The sequence below is a fragment of the Telmatobacter bradus genome (genome assembly GCF_048629425.1).
In the GTDB taxonomy this organism is placed as follows: Bacteria; Acidobacteriota; Terriglobia; order Terriglobales; family Acidobacteriaceae; genus Telmatobacter; species Telmatobacter bradus.
In genome coordinates, this window is the sequence record NZ_CP184532.1 from 417,984 (window position 1) to 443,694 (window position 25,711).

Genomic DNA, 25,711 nt, shown 5'->3' on the forward strand with positions numbered 1-25,711 from the left:
TCCTTCGCACCTTGATTAGAAACGAAAAACGCCGATGTAGCTGGAATGGATATTGGGCTTACGCACAATCGTAATGTCACCCGTTGGGAACTCCATCCGGTTTTGAGGGACGGCGTTTTCCGGAGATTCAACCACCTCATACTTTTTGTCGATTCCCGATAGATTCGATGACATATTTTAGTTGGTTGTCCTTGTCTGCTCGTGCTTTTTGCCATTCGAAACCAACCTGTTCGTCCGGCTCGATAGGCGTGCCTTCAAGTACCGTGCCATTCCATGTGTAGTAGGCGCCAGTAGGCAATGCCAGCCGAAATCCCTGGCCTACCTTCACCGATGTTGCGGACAGGAGCTTGCCAGCGGTCTTTTCACCGACGATCCTGGCCAGATTGTTCTCCCGCGCGAACGCTACAATCATCTCGGCTGCGCTTGCAGTATGGCGGTTCACGAGGATGGTCACCCTTCCGTGGAACTCCTTGCGGCCCAGCCCTTCAGTCTCAAGGACGATGGGCGTCTTGGCCAGCATTGCCGGCGCAAATTTCAAAGCAAGCGGCCAGAGGGACTTCTTGGAAGTGGGAATAGCATTAAACCGCCGAAATCGCGGCTTCTCCGAATCCAGATTGGGCTTGACACGCTTTTTATCGAGGGCGAACCCTACGGGAATCCTGTCGGGCGTGAGCAGGCTCATGATACGAAGGGCTCCGATCCCTCCTCCGGTATTCCCGCGGAGGTCGATGATGAGGCTGTCGATCTTTCCCAACCCCTCAACGGCACACGAGATTTCGTTGGCCACTTCGACGCCGACCTGCCCAGGGAACATCGCGACCTTCAGGTAGCCAAGGCCGTCTTCGAGATGGCGCGCCTCAACCAGCGTCGGCTCGACAAAGTGGAGTTTCTTTCCCTTGGGCCGCGCCACATCGACCGCTACAACGCGCCGCTGATCGTCGCTGCCAACAATCTCCAGACTGGTCTGCTTGCCCATCGCAAAGACAGGATGCTCCGGCGGGGTAATCTCGCGACCATCCACACTGAGAAGAATATCCCCTGACTTGATTCCGGCATTTGATGCTGCGCCGCCTGAGTGAACATCCTGAAATATCCAACGCTTGCCGAAAGGCGTCTCGTCGGCAAGGTAGGTTGCGCTCAGAGCGGCGCGGCTGGAAGCCCTGCGGGCGCTGCCGTGAAAGAAGCCCAGATGCGAGGTATGCAACTCTGCCAACAAATCAGTCATGGCCTGCTCAAAGCCATCTGGCGTGCTGGCCGCTTCAATCAATGGCCGGTGGTGATCGACAGCGGCGCGCCAATCGCCATTCAACTTTTCAGGTTTATAGAAACGCTTGTCCAGGGCAGCCAGCACATTGTCGAGAATGGCGCGGCGGTCGCGTTGGGAAATGCAAGCGCGTAGGAGTGAGGGTTGTCCAGAACATACACCACCAAAAGCTCAGAGGGGCGGAGTTCGCGCTGGAGTTGGCCAAGATCAACCGGCTCTGGCGCTTTGCCTCCTGCGGTCGAATCTGTATCGATCTGTAGTTCCGTATCATAGATGGAGTCAAGGATGTGCCTTCTGGCTGTCGAATCGTCGGTATTGAGCAAGTCGATGTTCAACTTCGTCAATCGCTGCTCGGCGGGAGTCAGTTCGTGTGGCGTCACCACCTCATGGTGCGCCAAGGACTGCGCCTCGACTCGCCCGCGGGCACGCTCGATCACGCGAAACGCGTCCGCTGTCCTGCCCTGATCGCATAGGAACTCGAAATATCCTGAGTAAACCTTACTGAGATCGGCAAGCAGTTGGCGTTCGACGGTTGGCGTCGGCACTCTACTGAGCAGTGCGTCGAGCATGTCGGCGCTCTTCTCATACAGAATGATTGAGGACTTGCTGTCCCCAAGGCGAACCATGATTTCTGCCTTGATTGCAAGATCACGTGGGACAAAGTACAGCTCATCGGGGATTTGTTCGTTGGATGCAATGGCCTCGTTGATTGCAATCAATGCCGGTTGCAACGCTCCTTGATGCAGGTATGCCGCTGCAAGTGAGCCGTCAACCTGCGTCAAGCCGCGCCAGTACGAAAGTTGTTTGGCGTACTGAACGGCCTGACCGTAATCGGTCACTGCTTGATCCCATTGGCCCATTCTCTCGTAGACGCCAGCTCTGGTCTGGTAAAGCTCATAGAGATGCCCGGCAAGGTGGTAGCCGCTCACTCGCCGCATCTCTTCACTGGCCAGCGCCAGAGCTTCCTTGTTCTCCCCAAGGCCACTGAGGGCCTCGACCTTGGCCGTAATGGCAATCGTCGGATACGCCACGCCGCGGGTCTTCTTGGCAACCTTGATGGCTTCATCGAGCGGTCCAAGCGCCTCCTTGTACTTGCGCATTTCCACCAGGCCAGCGCCGTACATACTGGCGTATCGAATGTGAGCTCCTGGGTCGGCGGTCTTCGCAACGAACCATGCCTTAACCACTTTCTTCTTCGCTGTAGCAATGTCGCCGAGCAAGAATGCGGCAATTCCTTGCTCGCCCATTGCCCTGGACGCCAGCAGGTAATGGTGTCGGCGGATTGCCAGTGCCTCCACATCAGCCCATGTCTTCCGTGCCATCCCGGCGTCATAATTCACTTCGAGCATTCCGAGGACGGTCAGAACGCGAAGCCTGGTCTCTGGCTCCTGCGCCTCTGGCAGCGCCAGATCATGCGTCAACAACGCGATCTGCGCGGGGACGCTCGTTGACGACTCGCTGTGTGCCGGCATTTCGCTGACCCGCGCGTAGAGCGCCTGCGAGAGCTGGCGTCTCTGGGTGAAGTGACTTTCCGCTTGTCGGTAAAGAGGTTCGGCCTCAATCCAGCTATTGAGCCACGACATCTCGTCGGCTCGCGCAACGATCGCCTCGGGAGAGACAAGATTCCTCCAGTGGAGGACTTCGCATCCGACCACACCCAACAGGGCGACCAGCAGCAAACCGGCAGCAATGCGAAAGGAGGGGAGGAAAGCGATTCGCATAACGCCTCGTTCACTTTGGACGTTCAGTTTGCCAGAAAGTGAGAGGCAGGACAAGACTGACTGACACACCCTTGTTGCGCGTGACAATCAGACGGCCGCGTTAAAATCCGTAGGTGTTGAGGATCGTGTTGGAAAAAGTTTGGCGGAAATGAGAATGATGGCTGAGTCTGAATTGAGCACCACACAGTTGGGCAAGGTATGGTTGGGGAAACTTTAGAGACCGTTCTGCTCTGTTGCCGCGGGGGCCATGCCGCGGTCCTCGCGGATCGCATCAACCCACAACTGCATGGTCAGATCCTCCCTCTTGGGAACACCGAGTTGCCAGCGTAACTCAGTTGTGTAACGCTCACGAAGAATGTCGAGGTCAAAGGGAATGCTTCGCGCCAGGAAGCGAACGTCGTCGCGGTCTTTCTGGCTGTTTCTTTCGAGTTTCGATAGGGCCAGGTCGTAGGGGTCGAGCGCCATCAGATGGAGGTTGCGGTAGGCACCGGGGAACATCTCGGCAAGACGATCCTCGTAGCTCTCCGGGATGGCGGCGACCGCCACGCGGTCAAGATAGATGTGGTACCTCTGATGCAGCGGCCCGCCGCGAATGCCAAGTTCCATTATGGTCTCTGCGGCGCTGCGTGGCGCAAGCTCGATGACATCGACATCCGCTGTCGGCCGCTCCAGTCCATAGAGCAATGTGACGACGAAACCGCCAATGCAGTCGAGACGCACGGTCGTATCGACTGCCTCATCCAACTCCCTGAAGAAGGAGTTCCACGGTTCCGGCGGCCGGTTAGAGGACGACATGATCGAGTTGCTCTACGGTAAGGTCTGTCAGCAGATTCCAGTGTCCGGCCGACTTCGGTCGATGCTCGCGCAACCAAGCCCGCTCGGCGCGTGTCATAGATTCTCTGCATAGAGTATCTTCTTTCACCAGGCGGGAGGGCTCCAGCTTAGCGACGTGGTTGGCCAGTTCCTCTTCCAACTGGGAGCTTCCACTTCTCGCGGCGGCCTGCCGCGCCAGCTCGACTACAAACCCCAGCCGGTTCTGGCGATCCCGCAGCTTTGCATTCGCGGTCAGCCAATCCCAGTTCAGATTCGGATAGGCCATAGGCAGCCATGCCAGCGCCTCTGTGACTCGCGAATCCAGATCGTCCGAGTCTAGAGCCTCCATCAGAACTTCCACCGGATTCAATCGGGCTGAACCGCGCAGATAGGCAAAGCCCGGATAGCCCAGACTTCCCAGTATCGACTGGAAGAAGCCGGCGTCGCGCGCGCGTTTCTGGTATTCCGTGAGCGGGAGCGCCGTGGCCGGAACCTCGAAGACTTCTACGAATTTTGAGGCAAGTTCTGAGGAGACAGCCCGCTCACCCCGCTCGACCATCGACAGATAGGCCTGGGTCACGCCGAGCCGAGCGGCGGCTTGGGCTTGCGTCCAGGCGGACGCCTTACGGGCGTTTTTGAGTTCGTCGCCTGTCATGTATTGAATATAACATATACTGTTATATTCGTGCGATAATTCTGAACTCATGGCAAGGTCACTGTTTGCATCTGTTTGTAAATACAGTAGATATAGATGAATGGTGCACCAGCTGAAGATCATACTCTGTTCGATCCCTTTTCCTCGGGCGGCATTGTCTTTACTACGATTCAGAAATTCATCCCTGCCGACGATGATCGTGATCCCAAACTGACGGATCGGCGTAACGTCATTGTGATTGCTGACGAAGCCCACCGCAGTCAGTATGACTTTATTGATGGTTTTGCGCGGCATATGCGCGATGCGATTCCCGGCGCAACGTTCATCGGGTTTACAGGTACACCGATTGAGAAGACGGATGCCAGTACAACGGCAGTTTTTGGCGATACCATCTCGGTCTATGACATTCAGCGAGCCGTAGAGGATGGGGCCACTGTCCCGATCTATTACGAGAATCGCCTCGTAAAGCTCAACCTTGACGAAGCCCTGAAGCCGCAACTTGATTCCAGCTTTGAAGAAGCAACTGAGGATGAGGAAGTAGGCAAGCGGGAGCGGCTGAAATCGCGCTGGGCAGCGGTTGAGGCCATTGTCGGAACCGAAACGCGCATCAAGGCTGTTGCCAAGGACATAGTAGACCACTTTGAGGCTCGACAGCAGGGCATGGTGGGCAAGGGCATGATCGTCTGCATGAGCCGCCGCATCTGCGTTGAGCTTTACAAGGAACTGACGGCGCTGCGCCCCAAGTGGCACTCGGACGATGACAAGGAAGGCGCAATCAAGATTGTAATGACCGGCAATGCGACCGATCCCGTTGATTGGCAATCGCATATTCGCAACAAACCCCGCCGTGAGGCCATAGCGGAGCGATTCAAGAATCCCAATGACCCGTTGGAACTGGTCATTGTGCGGGATATGTGGCTGACGGGCTTCGATGTGCCTTGCCTGCATACGATGTACGTTGACAAGTATATGCACGCGCATGGGCTGATGCAGGCGCGGGTGAATCGCGTCTTCCGGGACAAGCGCGGCGGGTTAGTGGTGGATTATCTGGGGATCGCGCAGGAGCTAAAGAAGGCGCTCTCAACCTACACGGAAGGCGGCGGAGAAGGTGATCTCACGCGGCCTCAGCACGAAGCCGTGGAGCTGATGCTCCGACGGCATCAGGAGTGCTGCGCTTTGTTCAAGGGCTTCGATTGGTCAGGATGGGCCGATGCCAAGCCAAGCGACAAGTTGGGGATGCTGCCCTGGGCACAAGAACTCATTCTGGCGCAGCCGCAAGGAAAAGAAAATCTCACCCGATCAGTTGCAGAACTTACTCACGCTTTTGCGCTCGCGGTGCCGCACGATGAGGCTTTGCGGATTCGGGACGATGTAGGTTTCTTTCAGGCGGTGCGGGCGGTGCTGGCAAAGTCGCCGACGCAGCAGGTTGGCCGTGTCGATTCTGAATTGGCCATTCGACAGATTGTATCGAATGCCATCGTGACCGAGGATGTGGTCGATATTTTCGCTGCTGCTGGTTTGAAGAAGCCTGACATCTCGATTCTGTCAGACGAATTTCTGGCGGAGATTCAGGCCATGCCTCAGAGAAATCTGGCAGTTGAACTTCTGCAAAAGCTGCTTATGATTTCGCTACTCTGAATTGGCCCCATTTGATGCTCTGAGTTGGCCCCACCTGGGGCAGAGCCCGTTATCTTGTTTCGGGGTAATATTCCCCGGAAACGAGGACGGCTTGGCCACAAGGAGGAGCAAGGTGGAGCTATACGAGCAGATCCGGCGGGAGTACGAGCATGGCGCCGGGACGATCCGCGCGGTAGCGCGGAAGTTGGGAGTACATCGACGGGAGGTGCGCCAAGCCTTGGCCAGCGCGCTGCCTCCAGAGCGGAAGAAGCCGCAGCGGGAGCGGCCCAAGCTGGGACCGGCAGTTCCGTTCATCGACGCGATTCTCGAAGCGGACCGCAAGGCGCCGCGCAAGCAGCGGCATACCGCGCATCGCATTTGGATGCGGCTGCGGAAAGAGATGCCGGAGATTGTCGTCGGCGAGTCCACGGTGCGCGAGTATGTGTGCGAGCGCAGGCAGGCGATGGGGCTTCTGAAGCATCAGGTCTTCATCGCGCAGTCCTATCACTTTGGCGACGAAGCGCAGGTGGATTGGTACGAGATCCAGGCCGAGTTCGATGGCCAGCCGCGCAAGGTCTACATCTTCTGCATGCGCTCGATGGCCTCGGGAGCGGCCTTTCACCGGGCCTATCCGCACGCCACGCAACAGGCATTTCTAGAAGCCCACGAGTTGGCGTTTCACTGGTTTGGTGGGGTCTTTCATACTCTCAGGTTCGACAACCTGACCTCGGCGGTGAAGAAGATTCTGCGCGGCTATCAGCGGGAAGAGACCACGCGCTTCATCGCTTTCCGCTCGCACTGGGGCTTTCAGGCAGAGTTCTGCACGCCGGGCGAGGGCCACGAAAAGGGTGGCGTCGAAAACGAAAACGGGCAGTACCGGCGCAACTACATGGTCCCCGTGCCGAAGGTGCGCAACCTGGAAGAGTTGAACCAGCTACTGGCCACGGGAGCCGTAGAGGAGCAGGCGCGTCTGATCACTGGTCGCAGCCTGTCGATCGGCGCATTGATGCTGGCCGAGCGCGAGCATCTGCTTCCGCTGGCCACCGAAGGCTTCGATCTGGCCGCGCTGCACTTTCCTCATGTGAACCAGAGCGGCTGCGTCAAGGTGTTGACCAACTTCTATTCGACGCCGTTGCCGGTGGGAACCAGGGCGGCCGCCAAGGTCTACTCGGCTTACGTGGAGATCTGGCACGATGGGCATTGCGTGGCGCGGCATGAACGCTGCTACGAGCGCCATCAACAGGTGCTGGAACTGGACCATTATCTGGATGTGTTCGAGAGGAAGCCGGGGGCGCTGGCCGGATCCACGGCTCTGGAGCAGTGCCGGACACAGGGTCGCTGGCCTGCCAGTTATGATCGCTTCTGGTCCATCGTCAGCGAACGGGAAGACCGTCAGGCCGGAACGCGGACGATGATCGAGGTTCTGTTGCTCAGCCGCACCTGTGGCGCTGGCCGCGTTCGCCAGGCGGTGGAAGAAGCGCTGGCGATGGGCGCTTCCAGCCTGAGCGCGATCCGCTATCTGCTCAGCGTGGACTGCCGGCCAGCAACGGCAGAAGCGCTGGCTGTGGAGGTCGGCGAATTGCACCGCTATGACCGTCCGCAACCCAGCATGGAAGCCTATGAACAACTGCGGCCGAACTGGACTGAGCCTCCACAGACAGACTCAAGTTCCCGGATTGCAGACTGGCCGGTGGCGACGGAGGTGGTCCAGTGAGCACACCCCAGCCGATTGAACAGGCCGCCATTCAGCAGTATGCCCGTCAACTCTATCTGACCACCGTGGCCGACCAGTTTGCCCGTCTGGCCGAAGACGCCGTCCGCAAAAAGCAATCGCATTTGAGTTATCTGGAGGCGCTGCTCGGCGCCGAGGTCGAGGAACGTGAGCGCCGAGCCGTGCTCCGGCGCATCAAGGAGGCCCACTTCCCGGCCGTCAAGACGCTTGAGGAGTTCGATTTTCAAGCGGCACCGCACATCTCCGCGGCGCTGATAAAAAAGCTCAGCGAGGGCGAGTATCTCGAACGCAAGGAACCAGTGATTTTGTTAGGGGAAACGGGCACGGGTAAAAGTCACTTGGCCGTCGCTCTGGCCGTCGCCGCTTGCCGCCAACGCAAGCGGGTGCGCTTCACCACAGCGGCGGAGCTGGTGACGGAGATGATCGAAGCCCAGAGCCAACTGCAACTGACGCGGATGCGCAACCGCTGGATGCGCTACGACCTTGTCGTCCTTGACGAACTTGGCTACGTCGTCATGCCGGACGCCGCGGCGGAGTTGCTCTTCCAGGTGATCGCCGGCCGCGCCGAGCAGGCGGCTCTGATCGTAACAACGAACTTGCCATTTTCCGAGTGGCCCACCAAGATCCCCAACGCACGGCTGTGCAAGGCGATGCTCGATCGCCTGACGGATCGCGCTCACATCATCGAGACCGGAACAGAGAGCTACCGGTTCCGCAGAACCATGGCTAGAAAAGCAGGTAGGGCATGACAGGCAAACAGTGGTACTACGCGCAACTGCGCTGGGCAGTGATGGTGGAAGGCAAGGAAGGGCTGCGAGCGTGGAAAGAGGCCGTTCACATCTTCCTCAGCGAAGATGAGCAGACAGCCTTTCAGCAAGCACTGGAGATCGGAAGCCTGGGCGAGGATATTCACACCGAAGGTCGGCGGGAGGTGGAGACCAGACTGGCAGAGGTGGTAAGACTCGATTGCCTGGGTAACAACCCAACCCAGTTCGAAGTTCGGCTCGGTTCAAGCAAGGCCCGAGAGCGCCTTCCCTTCGAGCACATTTTCAAACCGGAGGACCATATGCCAGAACCGACCTTCTAAAACCGCTTGACCACGGGAGCGGCGCCGCCCCGTGTTGGCCTTGGCTCCAGTCGCCCTACGGGCTCCTTCCGCCAAGGCCAACACGGAATGACAGAACACATGCCTTCAGGTGGGGCCAAATGAGACCGTCAAATGGGGCCAAGTCAAGTTGACGAAATCAGCTTAAGGGCGAGATCAAAACTCGCTCCCGGCGGAATGTGGTTCAGGCGCGCAAATTCTCCGATCTGATCGAGGCTTCTTTACGGCGCTATCAGAACCAGGCAATTGAAACTGCACAAGTGATTGAGGAATTGATCGGCCTGGCAAGGAAACTGAATGAGGCTTTACGGCGCGGTGAACAGCTTGGGCTGAATGAAGATGAACTAGCCTTCTACGATGCCTTGGAGGTCAACGACAGCGCCGTACAGGTGTTGGGGGATACATCCCTACGGGCTATTGCCAAAGAACTCGTCGAAAATGTTCGAAAGAACACGACCATCGACTGGACACAGAGGGAGAACGTCCAAGCCAAACTCCGGGTAATCGTCAAGCGCATTCTGAAAAAGTACGGCTATCCACCAGACAAGCAGGAGAAGGCAACCCAGACCGTATTGGAGCAGGCCGAAGTACTGTCCGAAGGATGGGCAGTATCGCTCTAAACCCAATTCAGTTTGAATAGCATGATGGGTAGACCAAATGTGAACTATGTTATTGGGTCTGCGCAAAATGATCGTAAGTGGGGTAGCTGCCTTAGTACAGTAGCCCCTACAGGTTGTGTTTTGCGGCTATTTGGCTGGCTCTTGAAGGGCGAAACCTCGTGGGCTGTGTTACGGCGGCATTTTCCAGCAAGCGATAGAAGAGCATTCCCCGTCGGCGCGATTTCCTGCGGTTGAAGCGAAAGGCAAACTCGTCCAGGTATGCATCCAGATGCGTGGCGGTAACCGAACCTTGATGTGTTCCCAGCAGCCAGCGTTTCAGCCGCGATGCAATCTTATGGACACCCGGCATGACCACATGCGCCGGATCGCCGCTACTGGAGATACTGACGGCATGGTGCTTGTGGCCTTCTTTTGCCAACCCCGCATAGCCCTTCCAGCCATCGGTGCACACCTGTGATCCCGGCTCAATCGCGAACTGCACAAAGGGAATCAGACTACGCGAGGAGGCATCCGCAACCCGCTTCAGCCGTACCCGCCCGAAGCCTATCGGGGAAAGCACTTCGATCGCGATGGCCACGATAAACTTACGCTCCGCGCCGCGTCCGCGTGTGCCCTGCTCGATTCCCCCCACGTAGGTTTCGTCCACCTCGACTGTGCCTTGGAGTCGCTCGCGGCCAGGACGCACCATGGCTGTCCGCAACTTGCGCAGCATTGTCCAGGCCGTCTGATAGCTGCCCAGGCCGAGAAGTCGCTGTAGACCCAACGCGCTGACTCCATATTTTTGGTTGGTCATGAACCAGATAGCGGTAAACCAGTCGGCCAGCGGTACGCGGCTGCGGTCGAAGATCGTTCCTGCCGTTACAGACACTTTGCGAGCACAGCCAGCACAGGTCCAGCGCCCATCGGACAAGCGCCAGCCCTTCTCACTGGAGCATTTTGGACAATGAAAACCGTTTGGCCAACGGAGCCGCTCCAGGTAGCCAATGCAGGCTTGTTCATCGGGGAACCAAGCGCGAAACTGTTGCCATGTGCCCGGATAATCAAGCCCCAAATCGGGTTTTGCCTCGGATACCACTACATATAGATCCTACTGTACTCAGGCAGCTACCCCACTTGATCGTATACATGTCAATCAGGCTACCCGCAGATGGACGCCTCGTTTTACCTGTGTACCTGGGACTTCCTCAAAGCGGCTCACCGCTTCCTTGATCGCATCGCTGTTCGGTCTGTCGTCGCGGATGCAGCTTGCCAATGCTTTAGAGGTGTCTTCTGAAAGGGATGCAACGACCAACTGCCAGAGGCGTCCTGGAATGCGAAGTTCCAACTCACGGAAAGTCGTCGGAACCTGAGTCGCGTCCGTTATCTCGACTGAATCCTGACTGTTCTTCTGTAGCCGCAGCGTGAACTCCTTTCCTTCGATCTTCCTGAGCCCGCGTGCCGCCAAGAAGTAGAGCACCATATTCCGAGTACTGACGCCCTTTGCTTCGGCGGTGCGCGCGCGTTTCTGGAAGTGTTCTGCCTGCTGGCGGCAGTATTTCAGCCGGTTGTCCATCAGGGTAAGGAACCGCCCGATCCTGTCGACCTTTTGGCTTTCTGCCTCGCAGAACTGCCGAAATCGTTCGAGCAACTCGGAAGAGGCCGTACCGTTCTCCTCCACCTCTTCCTCGATCTGATCGAGCATCGAGTCGAGTTCGCGGTCGATCTCAAAGAGTGTGCTGCCATCGGTCATTGAAGTCCTCCATAGAGTTTGTATCTGGCAGGGTGATAGCGTGGCTACGCAGCCATGGGCAAACTGTTTGCTTGAGTGCGCGCTGCGCGGTAGGCTAGTGCGTCGGCGCGTGATTGGATCGGATGGCCGCCGTGCCCTCTGATCCATCGCCAGCGAATTGTTCGCAGTTCGTTAAGTCGGAGCAACTCGCGCCACAGATCCTGGTGCTGCAATTCAAAGCCACGGCTGTTGCGCCAGCCAAACTGCTGCCAACGAAAAACCAGGAACCGCATTCCGTCGATCAGCAACTCCGAGTCAGAGCGCAGTTCGATTCGCGCGCCGGTCGGTGTTAGGCGCAGGGCCTCAACCGCAGCGCGTAGTTCCATTTCGGAGACGGTTGACCGCGGAACCGATCCGGCGATCTCCTGCCGCTTTGTCCCGTGGATCACGATAGCTGCCCAGCCGGCTGGACCGGGGTTGCCGATGGCCGAGCCATCGGTGAAAATGAAAAACTGCTTGTTCATGGGGTGCTCCGGGCGGGTCGCTTCTCCGCAACGGATGAATGGGACGCTGGTTCCTCTTGTCACTGAGCGATAATATTTCATGCAGATTTCTCCACATTGTTATGCCGTGACCGGGCTCGGATACTTCTCTCCGTGGTGCGTCAATGCCGGCTTTGTGGCAGGCGATACCACCACGCTCATCATCGACACCGGCACAAACTGGATGGCGGCGCAGACGATTCACGGCTACGCTTGCGCGGTTCGTCCCGGCAATCGAATCCTGGCTGTGAACACCGAGAAGCACTTCGATCATGTCGGCGGCAATGGCTTCTTTCGCGACCTCGGAATAGACATCTACGGACACGCCGAGAATCAGCGAACCGCCGAGGAGTTTGCGGCCGAGATTGCCGTGTTCAACGATTCCACTCTCGACCGCCAGCGCCGCGAGCGCCAGGAAGCCCATGCCTTCTTCCATCGCACGGAGTTGACCGCGCCGAACAAGAAGCTCGGCGAAGGAACCGTCTTCGATCTGGGCGGCGTAACTGCGGAGGTGCTCTTCACGCCGGGACACACGCGCACCAACCTCTCCATCTGGATTCCTCAGGAGCGCGTACTTTATACGGGCGATTGCGTGGTGAGCCTGTACCGGCCGAATCTAGAGGCGGGGAGCAGCGAAGACTGGCGTCTTTGGCTTGCCTCGCTCGACCGGATCGAAGGCCTGCGCCCGGCGTTTGTGCTCGGCGGGCACGGCAATCTACTGAGCGCGGCCGAGCTGACCACGGCCATCGAGATCATCCGCGGCGATCTCCGCGAAGCCATTGCGCAGGGTCTGTCGCCCCATCAGCAATTTTGCAAACAGAATCCAGATGGAACAAAGGCCGACTACTTGTAGAACGCCTCTCCGCGCGATGTCTACGCCGCTTGCATGGGAACAACGCTGCCGAAGGGCGCATGACGGCCGCCGGTTGAGGCCCAGAGCACGGGATAGTATGGAGCTTCGTCGGGAAATGTCCCGTAGAGGTCGGTCAGAAAGACCAGCGTCTGCGGTTGAATTCCATGCTCCCTCAGCCAGTCGAAGCACGGACCGAAGTCAGTTCCTCCGCCGCCAACGGGATTGAGATGAACGGTCTCCCCGGCTTGATAGGTCTCCACTTTGTGTACCTCAGTGTCGAAGTACAGGACGTGAACGCACTGTGGCCGTTGGCCTTCGAGGATCGAGCAAACCTCAGCTTCAAAGAGACGCAACAACCGACCATTCACCGAGCCTGAGCAATCGACAGCGATGGCAATCTCTCCGACGCCCTCGCGCACGACTCCAGGCAGATAGAGTCCGTTCCAGATGTGACGGCGGTTGGGCCGCATCCAACTCGAATCGGCAGGGATAGTATCGGACCAGAGCCGGCGCAACAGTTCACGCCAGTCTACTGTTGCCTCTGCGGCTCCTTCGAGAGTGCGGGCCAGACCCGCAGGAGCCTTGCCGGCTTGCTTCGAGAGCGTGACTGCTTGGTTGACGGCAACGCTCCACTCTCGCGCCTGCTCTTCAACACTGGGTGTTTCGTCGTTCGGCAGAGGTGCATCAAGAACCTGGCCGATGCCGCCCTCCGTCACTGGCGCAGTCGGCTCATCGGTGCTGCCTTGCTTTTCTGGCGTTTCGCCCGCGCCAGTTCCGGCACCGTTATTTGAGCTGTTCTGGCCGCCAGACTGCGGCTGTGCTTCTGCATCGCGCAGGTTGTAAATCTGTTCAGCACTCATGCCACGGAAGCGGTGATCGACAAGAACGCCATCCGGCAGACTGAGGCCAGCGTCGAGCAGCAGTGGATTGATGGCGTAATCGCACGCCTCATTCCACCTCTTTGAATCGCGCCCGGAACGCCGCACATGATGCTGGAGCGCGGGGTGCATGACCTCGTGGGCCAACACCCCGGCCAGCGTTGCCGAGTTCAGTGTATCGACGAACTCAGGGTTGTAGTAGAGCGACACGCCATCCGTCGCCATGGTTGGAATCGACCGCTGTTCGCGCCCCTTCAAGCGAAACAAGAGCGAGCCAAAGAATGGATGATCCAACAGAAGCGTAGTCCGCGCCTTCTGAATACGAATGGATGCCGGTGTCTCATGTCTCATGCCGCCGCGGGTGCCTCCATGTACGCAGACATACGGGAGAGGATGTCATCGACCGTTGGAGCGTCTGGCGCCTCCTCCGGCACGCTGGCTTCGCGATCACGCAGAACGCTATCGATCTCAGCGACAATCTCCGCGGCATCGTTTGCCGTTGCCACGCGCAGCAGGTCGTGCTTCTTGAGGTCCTGCGCCGTAAAGCCGCACAGCCGCTGCCTGATCTGATCGGCGAACCGGTTCAGATCTGCGTCACCATTCACGTTCAGGCGCGGCAGCAACTCCACCAGATCGAAGACATTTGTGACCATCGTCGCGTGGAAGCGGGACTCCGGCTCATTCAAGCGGTCCACCATGTGCGAAACCACATCCCTGAGCCGCTTCCACAAATCTTCGGTGCCGCGCGTCAGAGATTCCCGAACATTGGCGTCGATCTCGCGGGCGACACGCGCCTGCTCTTCGGCCGACATCTGTACGCGAAAGTCGTTGCCAGTCGGGATAGGCAAGATCTCCAGCTTCACGCCGAACTTCTTGCCCAGTTTGTCGGCGGCGGGATAGTCTTCCTCACGAAACAGGCCGTTCAGCTCCGGACGCACCTGCTCGATGTACTGCGGATAGACCTGAAGGAAGCTCTCCACGCCTTGCTCAAAGCTGGCCTCGAACTCGCGCATCCTAGCAGTCAAATCGAAATAGAGATTCGACGGTAACAGGCGAAAGCCCTCATCGGACCACGGCAACGTGATCTTGTAGAAGTACTGGCGCACCTGCCCAGCCAGCGTGCGCAGTTCATCGAGTTTGTCGGCGCCACGCAGCAACTGCTTGTTGTAGCGGCCCGCGCCCTGGTGCGCTCCGTGTTGGTCGGCAACGTCGCGGCTGATCTTGCGGTCGTGTTTGATGGCCGTCCAAATGCTGATATGGACGGCGGCGAGCATTGCGCGTTCAGTAATCATCGAACTACCTCCCTATGTTCCACTCCGAAGCGAACGAAATCCGGCGTGTGGGTGATGGCGGTGTCCCGCGCCGCAGCATCGCGCATCGCCATGACGCGCATTTCGGTCGGCATACGGTTCAGATACTTGAGTCCTCTGGCCACCGAGTTGTCAGTCATGGCCCGGCCAAGTGCCGTCGCAATTGCGATCTGCGCCGAGGTCTCCGCCGGGAGGGGAGCCGTCTCCGGGTTGAGCAGAATTTCGTCGATTGACGGCAACTGCCGAAAGAGCCGCAAGAATGCAATCAACTCCGCCGCCGCCGCAGGCCCTACCGTTCCGTCGAGCAACTGCGCCTCGAACTCGCTCGCGCCAGAAAGGAAGGTAGTCTTCTGCCGGTTCGCAATGCCGCGTAGAACATTGGAGGCCATCTCCCAGGATCGGGGAGTGGGCCAGGCATTGGCGTCCGAGGTCGCATCGGCGGTATGCAGCAGGTCAGGCTTGAAGCGGAGAAACGCGATAATCTCCGGCCGCACGCCCGCGCCCACGGCCCATTTGCACCAGTCGTTGAGGTCTGCTTCGAGGTCAAGATGAACAAACCGATTCCGCAACGGACGCGGCATCGAGAAATGCACACCCCGCTCCGAGGCCGGATTGCCGGCGGCAATAACTACCCAGCCGTCAGGCAAAACGTACTCTCCGAGTTTGCGGTCGAGCACCAGCTGGTAGCAGCCGGCCTGCGTCATCTGCGGAGCCGAGGTCAGCTCGTCGAGAAACAGAATGCCTTTCCCGGCGGTGGGAAGAAACTTGGGTGGCACCCACTCGGTCTGGTCCTCTTTGATGCGCGGCAGCCCGCGCAGATCGACCGGATCGAGTTGCACGGCGCGAACGTCAAGAAAATCAAAGTCGAGATCGTCCGCAACTTGTGCGACAATCTGCGACTTGCCAACGCCGCACGCGCCCCAGATATGCAGAGGCACACGTTCGCCGATCAGCGCATGAAGCGCCTCGTAAAGCTTGGATGGTTTCATTTTGATATACCTCTGGCGGAATACTGGTTGGGTGTGAAGAATGGCTGGTCGGCCCTCGATTTGGGGATGCGTTCGATTGCCGTGTTGGCCGCTTTGGGGCGGAGCAGCGACGACGATATAAACTGATTCCTGAATGAATTCATCAAGGGATCAGCAAGTCGAGGCGCTTCAGGCCGCGCTCAAGACGGCCCGTGAGAACGAGAACAGGTGGATGGAAATCTCCGCCGACTTCTCCACTGACCCTGAACGAATGGAGCAGTGGTCCAGCACCGCGAAACTCAGGCGGCTCGAAGTCGAGCGGATCGAGGCGCTCATTGTCGGTGCGTCGGAGCCTACTGGCTTGGCGCAACCGGTGCGCAGTGAGACGATTGAAGCGAAAAATAGATTGGGAGAGACAGCATGAACGAAGCGGAAATGAAAGCGGAGTTGGAGCGCCTGCGGGCAGAAAACGAAAAGCTCAAGAGCAAGGATTCAGCAGGGTTGAGTCTCAAGGTCAGCGAAAAAGGCGCCGTATCCCTCTACGGAATGGGGCGTTTCCCCGTCACTCTTTACAAGGAACAGTGGCTTCGCATACTTGCCAGCGCTCCTGTGATCGAAGCGTTTATCCGCGAAAACGACAGCAAGCTCAAGACCAAGGAGTAGCGACGTCCACATCATTCTTTTGAGCCGCATCCCGAGTGGTAAGGCGATTTTGCATCATTCCAGTACTTCTTCAGGCCACGTGGGCGTTTGCGTGCATTTGCCTATGCGACGCCACAAACGAAGTAACAGGCTTCACTTCATTCCGCGAGCAATGGCCGGCGCTTGATGCGACCGGTCGCATTTGACCTTCATTTCCATCTTCTCTTGATGTGTGTTACCGATGAGCGCGGCGTGCTATTAAATAACAGCGGGCCTGACTCCTAAACCGTGACCAGCTCGTATTCGTCTCTGCCCATCTTCATCTCTTTCATGTAGGAGAGCTGCCGAAGGCCGTGACGAGATTCAATGCGTTCCTTGAGGTCATGAAGTTCAGCTTCAGGCAGCTTGTACACCATGTCGATGGAAGCTTGGTCCACCGCCAGGATGTCGGTGGAAGCCAGAATGCCGAGGTTGTGTGCCTTCGTCGGCGCTGCGCTGACGCCTAAGCAGTCGCAGTCCACGGACATATTGCGCAGCACATTGATGTAGACGATTCTGTTGCCGAAATGATTGATCGTGGCTTTTGCCGACTCCACCATGTTTTCCATGAACGGCTCACCCGTCAACCACTTCGAAATGTCTTCATCATCCGGTGCGGCATGCACCATTTTCTTGCCGATTGCCCCGTCTGCGCAGCCGATGGCGATGTTCTTCAGCGAACCACCGAACCCGCCCATCGGATGCCCCTTGAAGTGAGTGAGCACCACCATTGAGTCGTAGTTCAACATATGTTTGCCGACCGACATCTCTTTGAAATGCTTTCCGCCTTCAACGGGAATCATCACCGCTCCGTCCTCGTCCATAATGTCGACCGGACAGAAATCCCAGCCATTGATCTTGAGCGTCTCGCGGTGTTCGGCCGTCGTGTTGCGCTGGCCCTTGTAAAACGTGTTGGTTTCGACCAGACAGCTATTGGGAATGTGCTGCTGCAAGGCTCTTACCATTTCGCGAGGGACAATATTGGGGCCGTGCGGTTCGCCGGTATGCAGCTTGATCGCGACCTTGCCGCCGATTGTTGCATTGATCTTCAAATAGACTCTAAGCAGCCCATCGCCACTGAGGTCCCGAGTAAAGTAAACGTGCGATTTGTTTCCTTGCGTGGCGGCAAGAGCGGTTGTGGTGCCGAGATGGCCTGCGGTCGCGTGGCCCGCCGCAAGGGCGCTTCCCTTCGGAAATGTTCGGACTTCAATTTTGTCTGTCATGCTTGCCCCATCGTCAACCGCCAATAATACGGACCATTGACACAGTCGTATCCGGCAGTTCCTGAATCAGGCTAGACCTTCGGCAAACAGCATACTGTGCAGATGGGGACACTCTACGAGCGCAATCCGCCAAACCCAACGAAATCAAGGAATCCGTTTATCTTTGGGCGACGATGAGGCTTGCTTTCCTCTATTTGAGAGCAAGGTCGCCGAACCAATAGACTGCCGTCACGCCACCATCCAAAAGGATGTCGCTGCCGGTGATGAAGGCGCCGTCAGGACCCATGAGGAGTGCCCCAACAGACCCAACCTCATCTGGAGTGCCTGCGCGTCCAGCCGCAGATACCTCAAGCATGCGCCGATAGCTTGGGCCGAGCGGCCCCTTCAACTCATCGTTCGCGAGCGGAGTGATGATGATGCCGGGGCTAATCGTGTTGACCCGGGTGTCCGCGCTTTCCCCAACGGACTGCCTCGGTCACCCATGCGCGACATCAAGGCGCGCCATCTGGTCGAAGTCGAACAAAACCGAAACTAGATCAACGGTTAACAGCCCATTGCGCGCAATGAGAACTCTATCGGTCGTCCGCACCGGTCTCGGTTCGGTGGCGGTTCAGCAACGATCCACAATTGGAAGAGCGCACGGTGGTGCGTCCCTTTAGGGCGTGCCCTCCAGTTCTTCAGTTCCTTCCATTGGCTGGCCTCGTTGATCTCTGCAGATCCGAGGTCTTCTTCTGGCTCGGTCGGTACGGCATTGAGTGCGACAGTTGGTAGTAGCCACACATGCATGCCCCTATTCCCACTCAGATTCGTCAAGGCTTAGCTTCGCTCGGGCCGTTGTGTGGTTTGGTTCTTGCTTAGTGACTCGCTGTCTGGCGCACCACCTCTTCCATCTTGCCCATCAGCGAACTCATCTGATGCGACAGCGACTGAATCTCAGCCTCTGCGCGCCGGTTCACCTGGAAATCCAACTCACTCCGCACGCGGTCCTTCACGTCCTGGCGGTTCTGGCTCATCATAATCACCGGAGCCTGAATTGCAGCCAGCATCGACAGAAACAGGTTCAGCAGAATAAATGGATATGGGTCCCACGCCCGGTTGTGAAGCACCACATTCATCGACGAATACACCACGAGAATAACCGCAAAAAGGATGATGAACGACCAAGAGCCACCAAAGCGCGCCACAGAGTCCGCTAGACGCTCACCAAAGGTGGACTCTTCCTCGATGACTTCGTTGGGGTTGCGGCAGATCCGGCTCCGCACCAGATTTTGCGAGGCATGGAGCTGCCGCGCCTGCATGGTCAGCATGTCCATGCCTGCCATCGGCATATGCATCACCAACTCGATAATGTCATCGCGCCCAACCTCCAGGCAGACCGTCTCTTCTATCGCCATCGCCGTCGACTGGTGCTCGGACTGCTGAAGCATCGATGCAAAGCCGAAGAACTCCCCGTGCACCGGCTCCTCAACCACTACTTCCTGCTGGTCTTCGTCCGTCATGGCCACTTGCGCTTTGCCCGACATCACCACGTAACCATGATCCGCGGGGTCCCCGGCCTGGAAGATGCGCTCGCGTGGCGCAAATCGTTTGATCTCCACCTGCGCCGCCAGAACTTCAACTTCATCGTCGTCCAGAAGTTCGAAAAGAGGAACGTGTCGCAACTCGTCGGGATTGCATGGCATGGCTTGCCTCATTCATGACCTGGATTAGGTCGGCTGCGTCTGGTCGTGGGTGACAATATTAGACCTGACAATCAACCGTTACCTCAATCATCATGATATGCGCTTGACGATTCTGTGAAGAATTGGGAAATGGATATCTCAGGCCACGTCATCCAGTTCTTCGGTCTCTTCGATTGGCTCATCGTCGTCAACCTCCGCAAACCCGGGTTCTTCGTCCGATTCTGCAGGCGCGACGGTGGTTGTGGCAGCCGGTGCTGGCATATCGAATAGGCTTGCGGGCTTCTGGGGTGCGGACTTCGATGGCTCAGTGGACTTGGCTGTCGGAGAATACTGAGTGACTTCTGTATTCGGCTGCGTTGTCTTGGTCGGCGTCTTCGACTTTGTGCGCGCCTCGGCCTGGGCATCCTTGGAAGCCGCATCCATCTCGGCCATGGCCTCCTCCAGAATGTCCTCATCTGCAGATGGCAGTCAACGAGACTGACCGCTTTTGGGAGCAACAACGACAACAATATAAATTAATTTCTGAATAGATTCGTCAAGAGATCAGCAAATCAGGGCGTTTCAGGTCTCGGGACGGTGAAGAGCTCCACTCTTGGATTTCATAAAGAAATCTTGATGGAGCGGTCACTATTGACCAGACAGCCTCAATCCGCGGAGGAGATGATTTGAGGAAACAAGTGTGCATCTCTTGCACTCGGAGATGCACTTCTTGGCCCACGTACCACAGCGTCTGCGACTGGCTCAACAACTATTGCAAGCATCCACCACTACTCTCCATTCTCGCTTGCACCACAGCAGGAATGTCCGTTGTGGCTCTCACCCTTGCAATGTTTTCAGCGGCAGCAGAGTCCGGCGTTTGCGCGGCTCTGATCGTCACTTCTATTGGGTAGAAGTCTCAAGGGCGGGAAATAAAGGAGGATGCCAGCAATATGCTTGACCAAGTTAACTTTGTTCGCCACATTGCCCTGCTGGCTCCAATTCCAAAAGAGCACATTGATTTAGCACCCGTGAAATTTCACAAGGTGAATAGGGTGTCTTTCGGAAGCAGAAACAGTGATGTCTTTTTCAAACTAGACCAAGAACGTGATGGCAAACCTGTCGATGTCTATATCTATGAGTCCGACGAGAGCGGTCAATACGATTTCAGGGTCTCATGGCACGCTCGTTTTCTACAAAGCGTAGCCGCGATTAACGGCGCACATCCCGACAAGATGGTGTATCGCCCGGACTCAACTGCCAAGTCCCCCGAAGACATCGAGGGTGAAGACTGGTTGCTCTTTTGGGAACTGGATTCGCTTGAAGAAATTGCTGAAGAAGACCGCGTTCACGTTGGCGCGTTCACGCCCTTCGGAAAGAATGAGCCGTACGGTAATTCCTTCGTGCCGGTAGGGCCGATGCTGATTCAACATCCATGAGTAGCATCATCCACATTCAGAGTTCATTGCCTCCAAGCCAAACCGAATTGCTGCCTCCCAAAGTTTTAGCCACCCTTGACAGATGACCACCTTTTCGCCTCGTGTAGACTTGTAGCGGAGGATTTTGAATGAGCACGAAACAACTACTGGCTGAAATCGAGCGCGGCATCAAAGCCTTACAGAAGGCACAGGCTTTGGTGTTGAAGGCTGAGGCTGTTGCACCGAAGGCTAAGGCGACCACGGCCAAGACAGCCCGCGCGAAGGCGGCCAAGGCAACTAAGGTACCAGCAAAGAAGGCCACAAAGGGCGGAATGAGCGATGAGGGTCGAGCCAAGATTGCCGCAGCTCAGCAGAAGCGTTGGGCGAAGGTCAAGCGGGAAAAGAACAAGGCCGCTAAGGCCGCAAAAGCCGCTCTGGCCGTCCCCGCAGTACTGTAGCCCGCTCTCAACCAAAGACATAAAGGCTACAAGGCTATAGCTCTCAGAGCCTTTATGTTTATTGTGGAGGACTCGCTTGTTCGCTTTGGACGCACATGGCCACGATGGTCAATCCAGCTCAGACCTCCGCACACCACGGAACTACAAACGTGATAGCACACAAAGCCTCAATCCAAGTTTTGATGTGTCAACGTGCATGAAGCAGAGGACGATGATATGCCACAGTTCGGGTCACCTTTTTCGGAATTGGCGAACGGTAGAAAACTCACGGACGAAGAACTGATCAGAGCGATTCGGTTTATGGTCGCCTCCGAGTATGAAGCAACTCAGATGTATATGCAGCTTGCAGAGTCAACTGAAAACAAACTCGCCGTGGCGGTGCTCAAGGACATAGCGGACGAGGAGCGTGTACACGCAGGAGAGTTCTTGAAGCTGCTGTACACCCTTGCTCCTGATGAAGAGGCACTCTATGCCAAGGGTGCTGGAGAAGTAGCTGAAATCGCAAAATCGCAACTTCAGCATACAAAGTAGGTAGGTGAGTTCCTCTTCAAGAGAAGTATGGTGGTCGTTAGGCCGCGTCATCCAGTTCTTCGCTCTCATCGATTGGCTCATCGTCGTCAACCTCTGCAAATCCAAGTTCTTCTTCCGACTCGTTTTGCAAAGTTGTGTCTGTGGCCACTGGTGACGGCATATCGAAGAGGCTTGCAGGCTTCTGTTGTGCGGGCTTCGCTGGCTCGGCGGGCTTGGCGGTCGGAACGTATTGAGTGACTTCCGTATTCGGCGGCGCTGTCTTGGTCGGCGTCTTGGACTTAGCGCGCGCCTCGGCCTGGGCAGCCTTGGAAGCAGCATCCATCTCGGCCTTGACCTTCTCCAGGGTGTTCTTCATCTGAAGATGGGAGCCGACAAAGCTGATGATGGTCGTGGACAACTCGGCGTCCAGATCTTCGGCAGTGCCGGTCACGCTGAGCGGGGTGGTGAGAGCATCATTGTCGCCGTCTTTGAGCTTCTTCGGCACAATGTTCACCCGAATCTGATCTGCATCAACCAGCGTGACCGTGAGCAAAACCGCGCGGTCACGTAGAACTGGAACAAGTTCTTTGAACATGATTACTTCTCCTCTCATGGGTTCCGATATGTGGTTGGTAGTCGCTTTCTCGTGGGCTTCTTGAGTTCCGGTTCATCCCACAGCATGGTGTACTGCTGCCCCAAGGCTATGTTTTCGACAAAAGCCGCCGCGTCGTTTTTGCGCTGCCACAAAAGCCGATAGAGCGTATTGACGGCCGATTTCATCATGGCCTTCATCTCCTCGTCGGAGATGTGGGATACAGCAGGATTTCCACTGCAAACCGTGCACGGTTTCCCTGCGTGCAAAGCTTCAATGGGGCCGTTGCGAAAGGCCAGTGCAACCATCGCTTTTGCTTCGATCGCAAGAGCATGGTCGAGAGTCACTTCCATGGAGAGCCTCCGATACTCTCCAACATACATCCTCCACGGGAATGACGCATCAATGCCTTTTGAATGATTTTTCCTCATGCCGGTAACGGCGCATCGTCTTCGACCAAAGCTTCGGATCAACGGGCAACGGACTTATGAGTCCAGACTGCGCATTAAAGAAGCCGCCGTGGTGCGTTAGTTTTCCATAGCGAAAGAGACGCGCCAGCATGGCCAGTGCACTCGACGCCAAAGTCTGGTTGATAAATGGCTCTTGACGGTCCAGTGCCTCAACGGCAGAACAACTGGGCAGCGGATCTTCGCCAGCCTCAGCGTCGATGATCTCTGGATACAGTTCACTGACTGTGCGCAACCGTGCGGCCTTCCTACGATTGCGCGCATTCAATGGCTGGCCGAGAACGAATTGGCCACTGGCCGCGTTGTTGCCGAGATCGAACCAATACGCAGTGCGGTTCCTGGCTTTGGTCAGTGCGCGCGCAATAATGCTTCGCGCCGCTCTGGTGTCCACGCATCCAATCAGTAGATCGATGGACCTGTCATTGATCCGGTCGAAGGTGTGCTCGCCGAAGTAAGTCGGTTCGGCCCGCCACCGTGTTCCCCAAAATAGGTTGATGCGATTGACGAGGACAGTAGCTTTGTTCTGCCCGATGTCGGAGACCGAGAATGGTTGGCGCACACAGTTCGTCTCAGAGACGGTATCGGCATCCATCATGACCACTTCCAGCCCCGATGACCGGCCCCAGACCCGCATCGCCTGGTCGAGATAGGGCAGGCCCATCACGATGGCGCTGCCGGTCCCGCCCGCGCCGACAACCAGTACGCGCACCGGCTTTTGGCCCAACAGATCGCTTGGAATCGTGTGCTCGATGCGCATATCATCCTCTCTCTCCACGCACGAACTGCGTGAGCGTCTGCGGAAGGACAATGAGCGTTTCGAGTGGGAACTTCTGGTGCTTGCCAGTCAGACCATTCCATAGCCCATCAAATCCGCCCTCATGGCGTGTCAGGCGGCCTACATTGGCGTGTGTGAAGGCGCTCTCGTAGAAGCCGCGCTCCCAGGCTGGAATAGCGGCTACCGAGGCCGAGTCCGGGCGCCGCATCGTGCCTGTGCAGACGCGCCCGTCGTCCGAGAGATTCCAGAAGGGCGGGACGGCGAGTCTTGTTGAGCAATCTGGCCGCTTATTCTCAGTAAGCGCCCGAATGATGAGTTCTCCATTCGATACCTTCCACACTAGAGGAGGCTGCGAAAAGATGCGCCCGTTCAGCTCCGCCGCTTTGCCTTCGGAGTTCTCATAGAACATCTGGCGGCGCCGCGCAGGAACCCACCAGGCGATCATGCGGTCCGCCTTGGCAAGTACGTTGGCCGGCAGCACCTCGGCCTGCACGCTGCCGCTAAGGGATCGCGTCAGAGACTCGATGAATGCTACAGTGAGCGGTTGCGCCGGACCGAGCGTGGGCGGCGCATCCTTGCGTGCGGTCACGTCGTGGCGGGTGATGAAACTGCTTTGGCGGTCGCGATAAATCAGCAGCGCCTCATGCAGCTCGAAGCGATGGTTCTCCCCGATCGATAGATGTACCTGCATCGCGCTTCTCCCATTCCAGGATTTCCTCGACCAATTCAAAGAGCGCGCAGTTAAGCGCAATAAAGCGATCCACGATCCGAATAGCATGACGAACCTGCTCCGGTTGGCGCGGCGAAAAGACAACGCACACGGTCGGCTCGGCGGTGCCTTCCATCATGGACTGGCCCTCTTCGTCGAAGCAGGCGGTAATGGCATCATGCTCTTTGAAAGCGACAAGCAGCGCCGGCAACGGTGGATCGTCGTAGTAGCCGAGTTCGAGGTACTCCCGCGATTGCTTAAGTGAAAGCCGCGACAGGCACTGAATGCCCCGCAACCGCTCAAACCAAGAACTGAATTTGCCATTGCGAAACCTGCGCAAGAGATCGCGGTCCTGTGCTTTCCAATCCGGAGATTCGCGTTTCTGCGTTTTTCGGATGTACTCCGGCAGCGCCTTCTCCACTTCTGGAAATTCATACTGCCCTTGGTTCTCTGCGTCGTCTTCGGCGGCATAGTCGCGCATCCGCTCTTCGTACATCAGCGCATTGTCGTGGTTGTAGATCCACATCACGCGATAAAGTGCGAAGGTCAGTGCCCAATAGAACGCCGCGCCCAGCCCCTCGGCCTCAGCTTCCAGCGCATCAAGCGCCGGACCAATCCTGAAGTACCCCGATCCGCCACACTCGACGGTGACAACCAGTTGCCCGCTTTCGAGTTCCGCATCGCTTCCCGCGCGGCCTAGTTGATCGCTTACTTCAAGGTGATACTCGACATTGCGTTGCAGCAGATCGCGACGCTCAGGGCCAATCGCGCTCATCATGGCGTGCTGCGCAAATAGAAGCACGTTTCCGCCAGATTTCTTCCAGGTCTCCGTAGTTCCCAATCCCTCGCACACCAGCGCCGCGCATAGTTCATAGACCAGTTCAGCATTGACCTCATGGTTATACTCGGCGCGAACATCGGCGAGCAATGGCAATGCCTGTCCGAAGGCTGGTGCAAGCGTTGCTACCCCAGTGGCGGAAGCAGTTCCGGCGGTGTCGGGAGCCGATAACTTCCCGATGCCACATATTTCCTGATCGCTTCTGATACGGCTTGCGCGAGATCGCAGGATTCTTTGCATTGAAGATGCCTCGCCAGTATGAGGTTTGCCTCTGGCGGCGGTTCTGCGGCCTTCTTGAGGAACGCCGCCACCAATTCTTCTTGCGACAATGCGGGCGTGGGCACGGTTCACCCCTTCGAGCCAATCGCTCGACTGAAGGTGTAACGCAGCGTGGTCCCGGTATCTTCCGGACCGGTGAGGGTTGCAGTCGCAATTTCAGGAAATTGTGGAGTGAGGAGGTCGCGAACCTGCTCGACGCTCATCTGCGGCGCCGGATCGGGAATGCGAATGCCGTTGTAGTGAAACTCACGCAACAGGACTTCTGCTTTGAGAGTAGCCATCGTGATTCTTCTCCTTGTTTGCAGGTTCAGGTTGAA

Annotated in this window: 29 protein-coding genes and 2 pseudogenes; 11 read left to right on the forward strand and 20 right to left on the reverse strand. The window is 57.3% G+C overall.

Annotated elements, in window-relative coordinates; translation table 11 throughout:
• Positions 1-136: 136 nt before the first annotated feature.
• The 4 genes from ACOBR2_RS01750 to ACOBR2_RS01765 form a co-directional block, all read right to left on the reverse strand.
• Positions 137-1,351, reverse strand: a complete 1,215-nt coding sequence (locus ACOBR2_RS01750) for a S41 family peptidase (RefSeq protein ID WP_420238358.1) — start codon at positions 1,349-1,351, stop codon at positions 137-139.
• A complete protein-coding gene (locus tag ACOBR2_RS01755) occupies positions 1,306-2,985 on the reverse strand; it encodes a hypothetical protein (RefSeq protein WP_420238359.1) in 1,680 nt (559 codons plus the stop codon). Before ACOBR2_RS01755 ends, ACOBR2_RS01750 begins: the two co-directional genes overlap by 46 nt.
• Before the next feature lie 213 nt (positions 2,986-3,198).
• Complete coding sequence (locus tag ACOBR2_RS01760) at positions 3,199-3,780, reverse strand: DUF6036 family nucleotidyltransferase (protein WP_420238360.1); 582 nt, start codon at positions 3,778-3,780, stop codon at positions 3,199-3,201.
• Entirely contained in the window at positions 3,767-4,453 is a 687-nt protein-coding gene (locus ACOBR2_RS01765) for a helix-turn-helix domain-containing protein (RefSeq protein ID WP_420238361.1), read from the reverse strand. The genes ACOBR2_RS01760 and ACOBR2_RS01765 overlap by 14 nt, the downstream gene beginning before the upstream one ends.
• A 96-nt stretch (positions 4,454-4,549) precedes the next feature.
• Here ACOBR2_RS01765 and ACOBR2_RS01770 point away from each other — a divergent pair, with 96 nt between their 5' ends.
• The 5 genes and pseudogenes from ACOBR2_RS01770 to ACOBR2_RS01790 all read left to right on the forward strand — a co-directional run.
• Positions 4,550-6,091: a type I restriction endonuclease subunit R gene (locus ACOBR2_RS01770; RefSeq protein ID WP_420238362.1), complete on the forward strand. Its 1,542-nt coding sequence runs from the start codon at positions 4,550-4,552 to the stop codon at positions 6,089-6,091.
• Between the two features lie 112 nt (positions 6,092-6,203).
• Entirely contained in the window at positions 6,204-7,784 is a 1,581-nt protein-coding gene (gene istA, locus ACOBR2_RS01775) for an IS21 family transposase (RefSeq protein ID WP_420236272.1), read from the forward strand.
• Positions 7,781-8,551, forward strand: coding sequence for an IS21-like element helper ATPase IstB (gene istB / locus ACOBR2_RS01780; protein WP_420236273.1), 771 nt, complete (start codon positions 7,781-7,783; stop codon positions 8,549-8,551). Before istA ends, istB begins: the two co-directional genes overlap by 4 nt.
• Positions 8,548-8,889, forward strand: coding sequence for a hypothetical protein (locus ACOBR2_RS01785; protein ID WP_420236274.1), 342 nt, complete (start codon positions 8,548-8,550; stop codon positions 8,887-8,889). Before istB ends, ACOBR2_RS01785 begins: the two co-directional genes overlap by 4 nt.
• Positions 8,890-9,059: 170 nt before the next feature.
• Positions 9,060-9,527: pseudogene (locus ACOBR2_RS01790) on the forward strand (DUF3387 domain-containing protein); the annotation flags it as partial.
• Positions 9,528-9,633: 106 nt separating this feature from the next.
• Here ACOBR2_RS01790 and ACOBR2_RS01795 read toward each other — a convergent pair.
• From ACOBR2_RS01795 to ACOBR2_RS01805, 3 genes are read right to left on the reverse strand one after another with little or no spacing between them, the layout of a single operon-like run.
• Positions 9,634-10,602, reverse strand: a complete 969-nt coding sequence (locus tag ACOBR2_RS01795) for an IS1595 family transposase (protein ID WP_420238363.1) — start codon at positions 10,600-10,602, stop codon at positions 9,634-9,636.
• A 57-nt stretch (positions 10,603-10,659) separates the two neighbouring features.
• On the reverse strand, positions 10,660-11,256 hold the full coding sequence (locus ACOBR2_RS01800; RefSeq protein ID WP_420238364.1) for a siphovirus Gp157 family protein: 597 nt from the start codon (positions 11,254-11,256) through the stop codon (positions 10,660-10,662).
• Between the two features lie 44 nt (positions 11,257-11,300).
• Complete coding sequence (locus ACOBR2_RS01805) at positions 11,301-11,759, reverse strand: ribonuclease H family protein (RefSeq protein ID WP_420238365.1); 459 nt, start codon at positions 11,757-11,759, stop codon at positions 11,301-11,303.
• Between the two features lie 79 nt (positions 11,760-11,838).
• Here ACOBR2_RS01805 and ACOBR2_RS01810 point away from each other — a divergent pair, with 79 nt between their 5' ends.
• Positions 11,839-12,630: an MBL fold metallo-hydrolase gene (locus ACOBR2_RS01810; RefSeq protein ID WP_420238366.1), complete on the forward strand. Its 792-nt coding sequence runs from the start codon at positions 11,839-11,841 to the stop codon at positions 12,628-12,630.
• Between the two features lie 20 nt (positions 12,631-12,650).
• Here ACOBR2_RS01810 and ACOBR2_RS01815 read toward each other — a convergent pair whose 3' ends face one another.
• From ACOBR2_RS01815 to ACOBR2_RS01825, 3 genes are read right to left on the reverse strand one after another with little or no spacing between them, the layout of a single operon-like run.
• Positions 12,651-13,859, reverse strand: coding sequence for a DUF2201 family putative metallopeptidase (locus tag ACOBR2_RS01815; protein ID WP_420238367.1), 1,209 nt, complete (start codon positions 13,857-13,859; stop codon positions 12,651-12,653).
• Complete coding sequence (locus ACOBR2_RS01820; protein ID WP_420238368.1) at positions 13,856-14,800, reverse strand: hypothetical protein; 945 nt, start codon at positions 14,798-14,800, stop codon at positions 13,856-13,858. The genes ACOBR2_RS01815 and ACOBR2_RS01820 overlap by 4 nt, the downstream gene beginning before the upstream one ends.
• Positions 14,797-15,807 carry an AAA family ATPase gene (locus tag ACOBR2_RS01825; RefSeq protein WP_420238369.1) on the reverse strand — a complete coding sequence of 337 codons (1,011 nt, stop codon included), beginning with the start codon at positions 15,805-15,807 and terminating at the stop codon, positions 14,797-14,799. Before ACOBR2_RS01825 ends, ACOBR2_RS01820 begins: the two co-directional genes overlap by 4 nt.
• A 133-nt stretch (positions 15,808-15,940) precedes the next feature.
• Here ACOBR2_RS01825 and ACOBR2_RS01830 point away from each other — a divergent pair, with 133 nt between their 5' ends.
• Positions 15,941-16,210: a hypothetical protein gene (locus tag ACOBR2_RS01830; protein ID WP_420238370.1), complete on the forward strand. Its 270-nt coding sequence runs from the start codon at positions 15,941-15,943 to the stop codon at positions 16,208-16,210.
• Entirely contained in the window at positions 16,207-16,449 is a 243-nt protein-coding gene (locus tag ACOBR2_RS01835; protein ID WP_420238371.1) for a hypothetical protein, read from the forward strand. The genes ACOBR2_RS01830 and ACOBR2_RS01835 overlap by 4 nt, the downstream gene beginning before the upstream one ends.
• Before the next feature lie 260 nt (positions 16,450-16,709).
• Here the strand turns inward: ACOBR2_RS01835 and ACOBR2_RS01840 are convergent, their stop codons facing one another.
• The 4 genes and pseudogenes from ACOBR2_RS01840 to ACOBR2_RS01855 form a co-directional block, all read right to left on the reverse strand.
• Positions 16,710-17,690 carry a DUF362 domain-containing protein gene (locus ACOBR2_RS01840; protein WP_420238372.1) on the reverse strand — a complete coding sequence of 327 codons (981 nt, stop codon included), beginning with the start codon at positions 17,688-17,690 and terminating at the stop codon, positions 16,710-16,712.
• Between the two features lie 190 nt (positions 17,691-17,880).
• Positions 17,881-18,126: pseudogene (locus tag ACOBR2_RS01845) on the reverse strand (SDR family oxidoreductase); the annotation flags it as partial.
• A gap of 418 nt (positions 18,127-18,544) precedes the next feature.
• Positions 18,545-19,372, reverse strand: coding sequence for a DUF1003 domain-containing protein (locus ACOBR2_RS01850; RefSeq protein WP_420238373.1), 828 nt, complete (start codon positions 19,370-19,372; stop codon positions 18,545-18,547).
• A 138-nt stretch (positions 19,373-19,510) separates the two neighbouring features.
• On the reverse strand, positions 19,511-19,804 hold the full coding sequence (locus ACOBR2_RS01855; protein WP_420238374.1) for a hypothetical protein: 294 nt from the start codon (positions 19,802-19,804) through the stop codon (positions 19,511-19,513).
• A gap of 497 nt (positions 19,805-20,301) precedes the next feature.
• Here ACOBR2_RS01855 and ACOBR2_RS01860 point away from each other — a divergent pair, with 497 nt between their 5' ends.
• The 3 genes from ACOBR2_RS01860 (at position 20,302) to ACOBR2_RS01870 (ending at position 21,755) form a co-directional block, all read left to right on the forward strand.
• Positions 20,302-20,787: a hypothetical protein gene (locus tag ACOBR2_RS01860; RefSeq protein ID WP_420238375.1), complete on the forward strand. Its 486-nt coding sequence runs from the start codon at positions 20,302-20,304 to the stop codon at positions 20,785-20,787.
• A gap of 128 nt (positions 20,788-20,915) precedes the next feature.
• The gene (locus ACOBR2_RS01865; protein ID WP_420238376.1) at positions 20,916-21,224 is read left to right on the forward strand and encodes a hypothetical protein; all 309 of its coding nucleotides are present in this window, start codon (positions 20,916-20,918) and stop codon (positions 21,222-21,224) included.
• 192 nt (positions 21,225-21,416) lie between these two features.
• Positions 21,417-21,755, forward strand: coding sequence for a ferritin family protein (locus ACOBR2_RS01870; protein WP_420238377.1), 339 nt, complete (start codon positions 21,417-21,419; stop codon positions 21,753-21,755).
• Positions 21,756-21,792: 37 nt separating this feature from the next.
• On the opposite strand, the gene ACOBR2_RS01875 is transcribed toward ACOBR2_RS01870, so the two are convergent.
• Genes ACOBR2_RS01875 through ACOBR2_RS01900 form a run of 6 tightly spaced genes read right to left on the reverse strand, consistent with a single transcriptional unit; the run spans position 21,793 to position 25,675 of the window.
• Entirely contained in the window at positions 21,793-22,329 is a 537-nt protein-coding gene (locus ACOBR2_RS01875) for a PRTRC system protein E (protein ID WP_420238378.1), read from the reverse strand.
• A 14-nt stretch (positions 22,330-22,343) separates the two neighbouring features.
• On the reverse strand, positions 22,344-22,679 hold the full coding sequence (locus tag ACOBR2_RS01880; protein WP_420238379.1) for a hypothetical protein: 336 nt from the start codon (positions 22,677-22,679) through the stop codon (positions 22,344-22,346).
• Positions 22,680-22,728: 49 nt separating this feature from the next.
• Positions 22,729-23,550 (reverse strand): PRTRC system ThiF family protein, encoded by an 822-nt coding sequence (locus ACOBR2_RS01885; RefSeq protein WP_420238380.1) that lies wholly within the window; start codon positions 23,548-23,550, stop codon positions 22,729-22,731.
• 1 nt (position 23,551) lies between these two features.
• Positions 23,552-24,259, reverse strand: a complete 708-nt coding sequence (locus ACOBR2_RS01890; RefSeq protein WP_420238381.1) for a PRTRC system protein B — start codon at positions 24,257-24,259, stop codon at positions 23,552-23,554.
• Positions 24,210-25,466, reverse strand: coding sequence for a hypothetical protein (locus ACOBR2_RS01895; protein WP_420238382.1), 1,257 nt, complete (start codon positions 25,464-25,466; stop codon positions 24,210-24,212). The genes ACOBR2_RS01890 and ACOBR2_RS01895 overlap by 50 nt, the downstream gene beginning before the upstream one ends.
• Positions 25,463-25,675 (reverse strand): PRTRC system protein C, encoded by a 213-nt coding sequence (locus ACOBR2_RS01900; protein WP_420238383.1) that lies wholly within the window; start codon positions 25,673-25,675, stop codon positions 25,463-25,465. Before ACOBR2_RS01900 ends, ACOBR2_RS01895 begins: the two co-directional genes overlap by 4 nt.
• Between the last annotated feature and the right edge of the window lie 36 nt (positions 25,676-25,711).

Bases quoted from the DNA above. Each gene is read 5' to 3' on its own strand.
- ACOBR2_RS01880 (WP_420238379.1), bottom strand. From the start codon at position 22,679: ATGGAAGTGACTCTCGACCATGCTCTTGCGATCGAAGCAAAAGCGATG.
- ACOBR2_RS01765 (WP_420238361.1), bottom strand. From the start codon at position 4,453: ATGACAGGCGACGAACTCAAAAACGCCCGTAAGGCGTCCGCCTGGACG.
- ACOBR2_RS01800 (WP_420238364.1), bottom strand. From the start codon at position 11,256: ATGACCGATGGCAGCACACTCTTTGAGATCGACCGCGAACTCGACTCG.
- ACOBR2_RS01815 (WP_420238367.1), bottom strand. From the start codon at position 13,859: ATGAGACATGAGACACCGGCATCCATTCGTATTCAGAAGGCGCGGACT.
- ACOBR2_RS01770 (WP_420238362.1), top strand. From the start codon at position 4,550: ATGAATGGTGCACCAGCTGAAGATCATACTCTGTTCGATCCCTTTTCC.
- ACOBR2_RS01855 (WP_420238374.1), bottom strand. From the start codon at position 19,804: ATGGCCGAGATGGATGCGGCTTCCAAGGATGCCCAGGCCGAGGCGCGC.
- ACOBR2_RS01755 (WP_420238359.1), bottom strand. From the start codon at position 2,985: ATGCGAATCGCTTTCCTCCCCTCCTTTCGCATTGCTGCCGGTTTGCTG.
- ACOBR2_RS01875 (WP_420238378.1), bottom strand. From the start codon at position 22,329: ATGTTCAAAGAACTTGTTCCAGTTCTACGTGACCGCGCGGTTTTGCTC.
- ACOBR2_RS01805 (WP_420238365.1), bottom strand. From the start codon at position 11,759: ATGAACAAGCAGTTTTTCATTTTCACCGATGGCTCGGCCATCGGCAAC.
- ACOBR2_RS01860 (WP_420238375.1), top strand. From the start codon at position 20,302: ATGCTTGACCAAGTTAACTTTGTTCGCCACATTGCCCTGCTGGCTCCA.
- ACOBR2_RS01890 (WP_420238381.1), bottom strand. From the start codon at position 24,259: ATGCAGGTACATCTATCGATCGGGGAGAACCATCGCTTCGAGCTGCAT.
- ACOBR2_RS01830 (WP_420238370.1), top strand. From the start codon at position 15,941: ATGAATTCATCAAGGGATCAGCAAGTCGAGGCGCTTCAGGCCGCGCTC.
- ACOBR2_RS01885 (WP_420238380.1), bottom strand. From the start codon at position 23,550: ATGCGCATCGAGCACACGATTCCAAGCGATCTGTTGGGCCAAAAGCCG.
- ACOBR2_RS01900 (WP_420238383.1), bottom strand. From the start codon at position 25,675: ATGGCTACTCTCAAAGCAGAAGTCCTGTTGCGTGAGTTTCACTACAAC.
- ACOBR2_RS01835 (WP_420238371.1), top strand. From the start codon at position 16,207: ATGAACGAAGCGGAAATGAAAGCGGAGTTGGAGCGCCTGCGGGCAGAA.
- ACOBR2_RS01840 (WP_420238372.1), bottom strand. From the start codon at position 17,690: ATGACAGACAAAATTGAAGTCCGAACATTTCCGAAGGGAAGCGCCCTT.
- ACOBR2_RS01760 (WP_420238360.1), bottom strand. From the start codon at position 3,780: ATGTCGTCCTCTAACCGGCCGCCGGAACCGTGGAACTCCTTCTTCAGG.
- ACOBR2_RS01825 (WP_420238369.1), bottom strand. From the start codon at position 15,807: ATGAAACCATCCAAGCTTTACGAGGCGCTTCATGCGCTGATCGGCGAA.
- ACOBR2_RS01785 (WP_420236274.1), top strand. From the start codon at position 8,548: ATGACAGGCAAACAGTGGTACTACGCGCAACTGCGCTGGGCAGTGATG.
- ACOBR2_RS01810 (WP_420238366.1), top strand. From the start codon at position 11,839: ATGCAGATTTCTCCACATTGTTATGCCGTGACCGGGCTCGGATACTTC.
- ACOBR2_RS01820 (WP_420238368.1), bottom strand. From the start codon at position 14,800: ATGATTACTGAACGCGCAATGCTCGCCGCCGTCCATATCAGCATTTGG.
- ACOBR2_RS01850 (WP_420238373.1), bottom strand. From the start codon at position 19,372: ATGCCATGCAATCCCGACGAGTTGCGACACGTTCCTCTTTTCGAACTT.
- ACOBR2_RS01865 (WP_420238376.1), top strand. From the start codon at position 20,916: ATGAGCACGAAACAACTACTGGCTGAAATCGAGCGCGGCATCAAAGCC.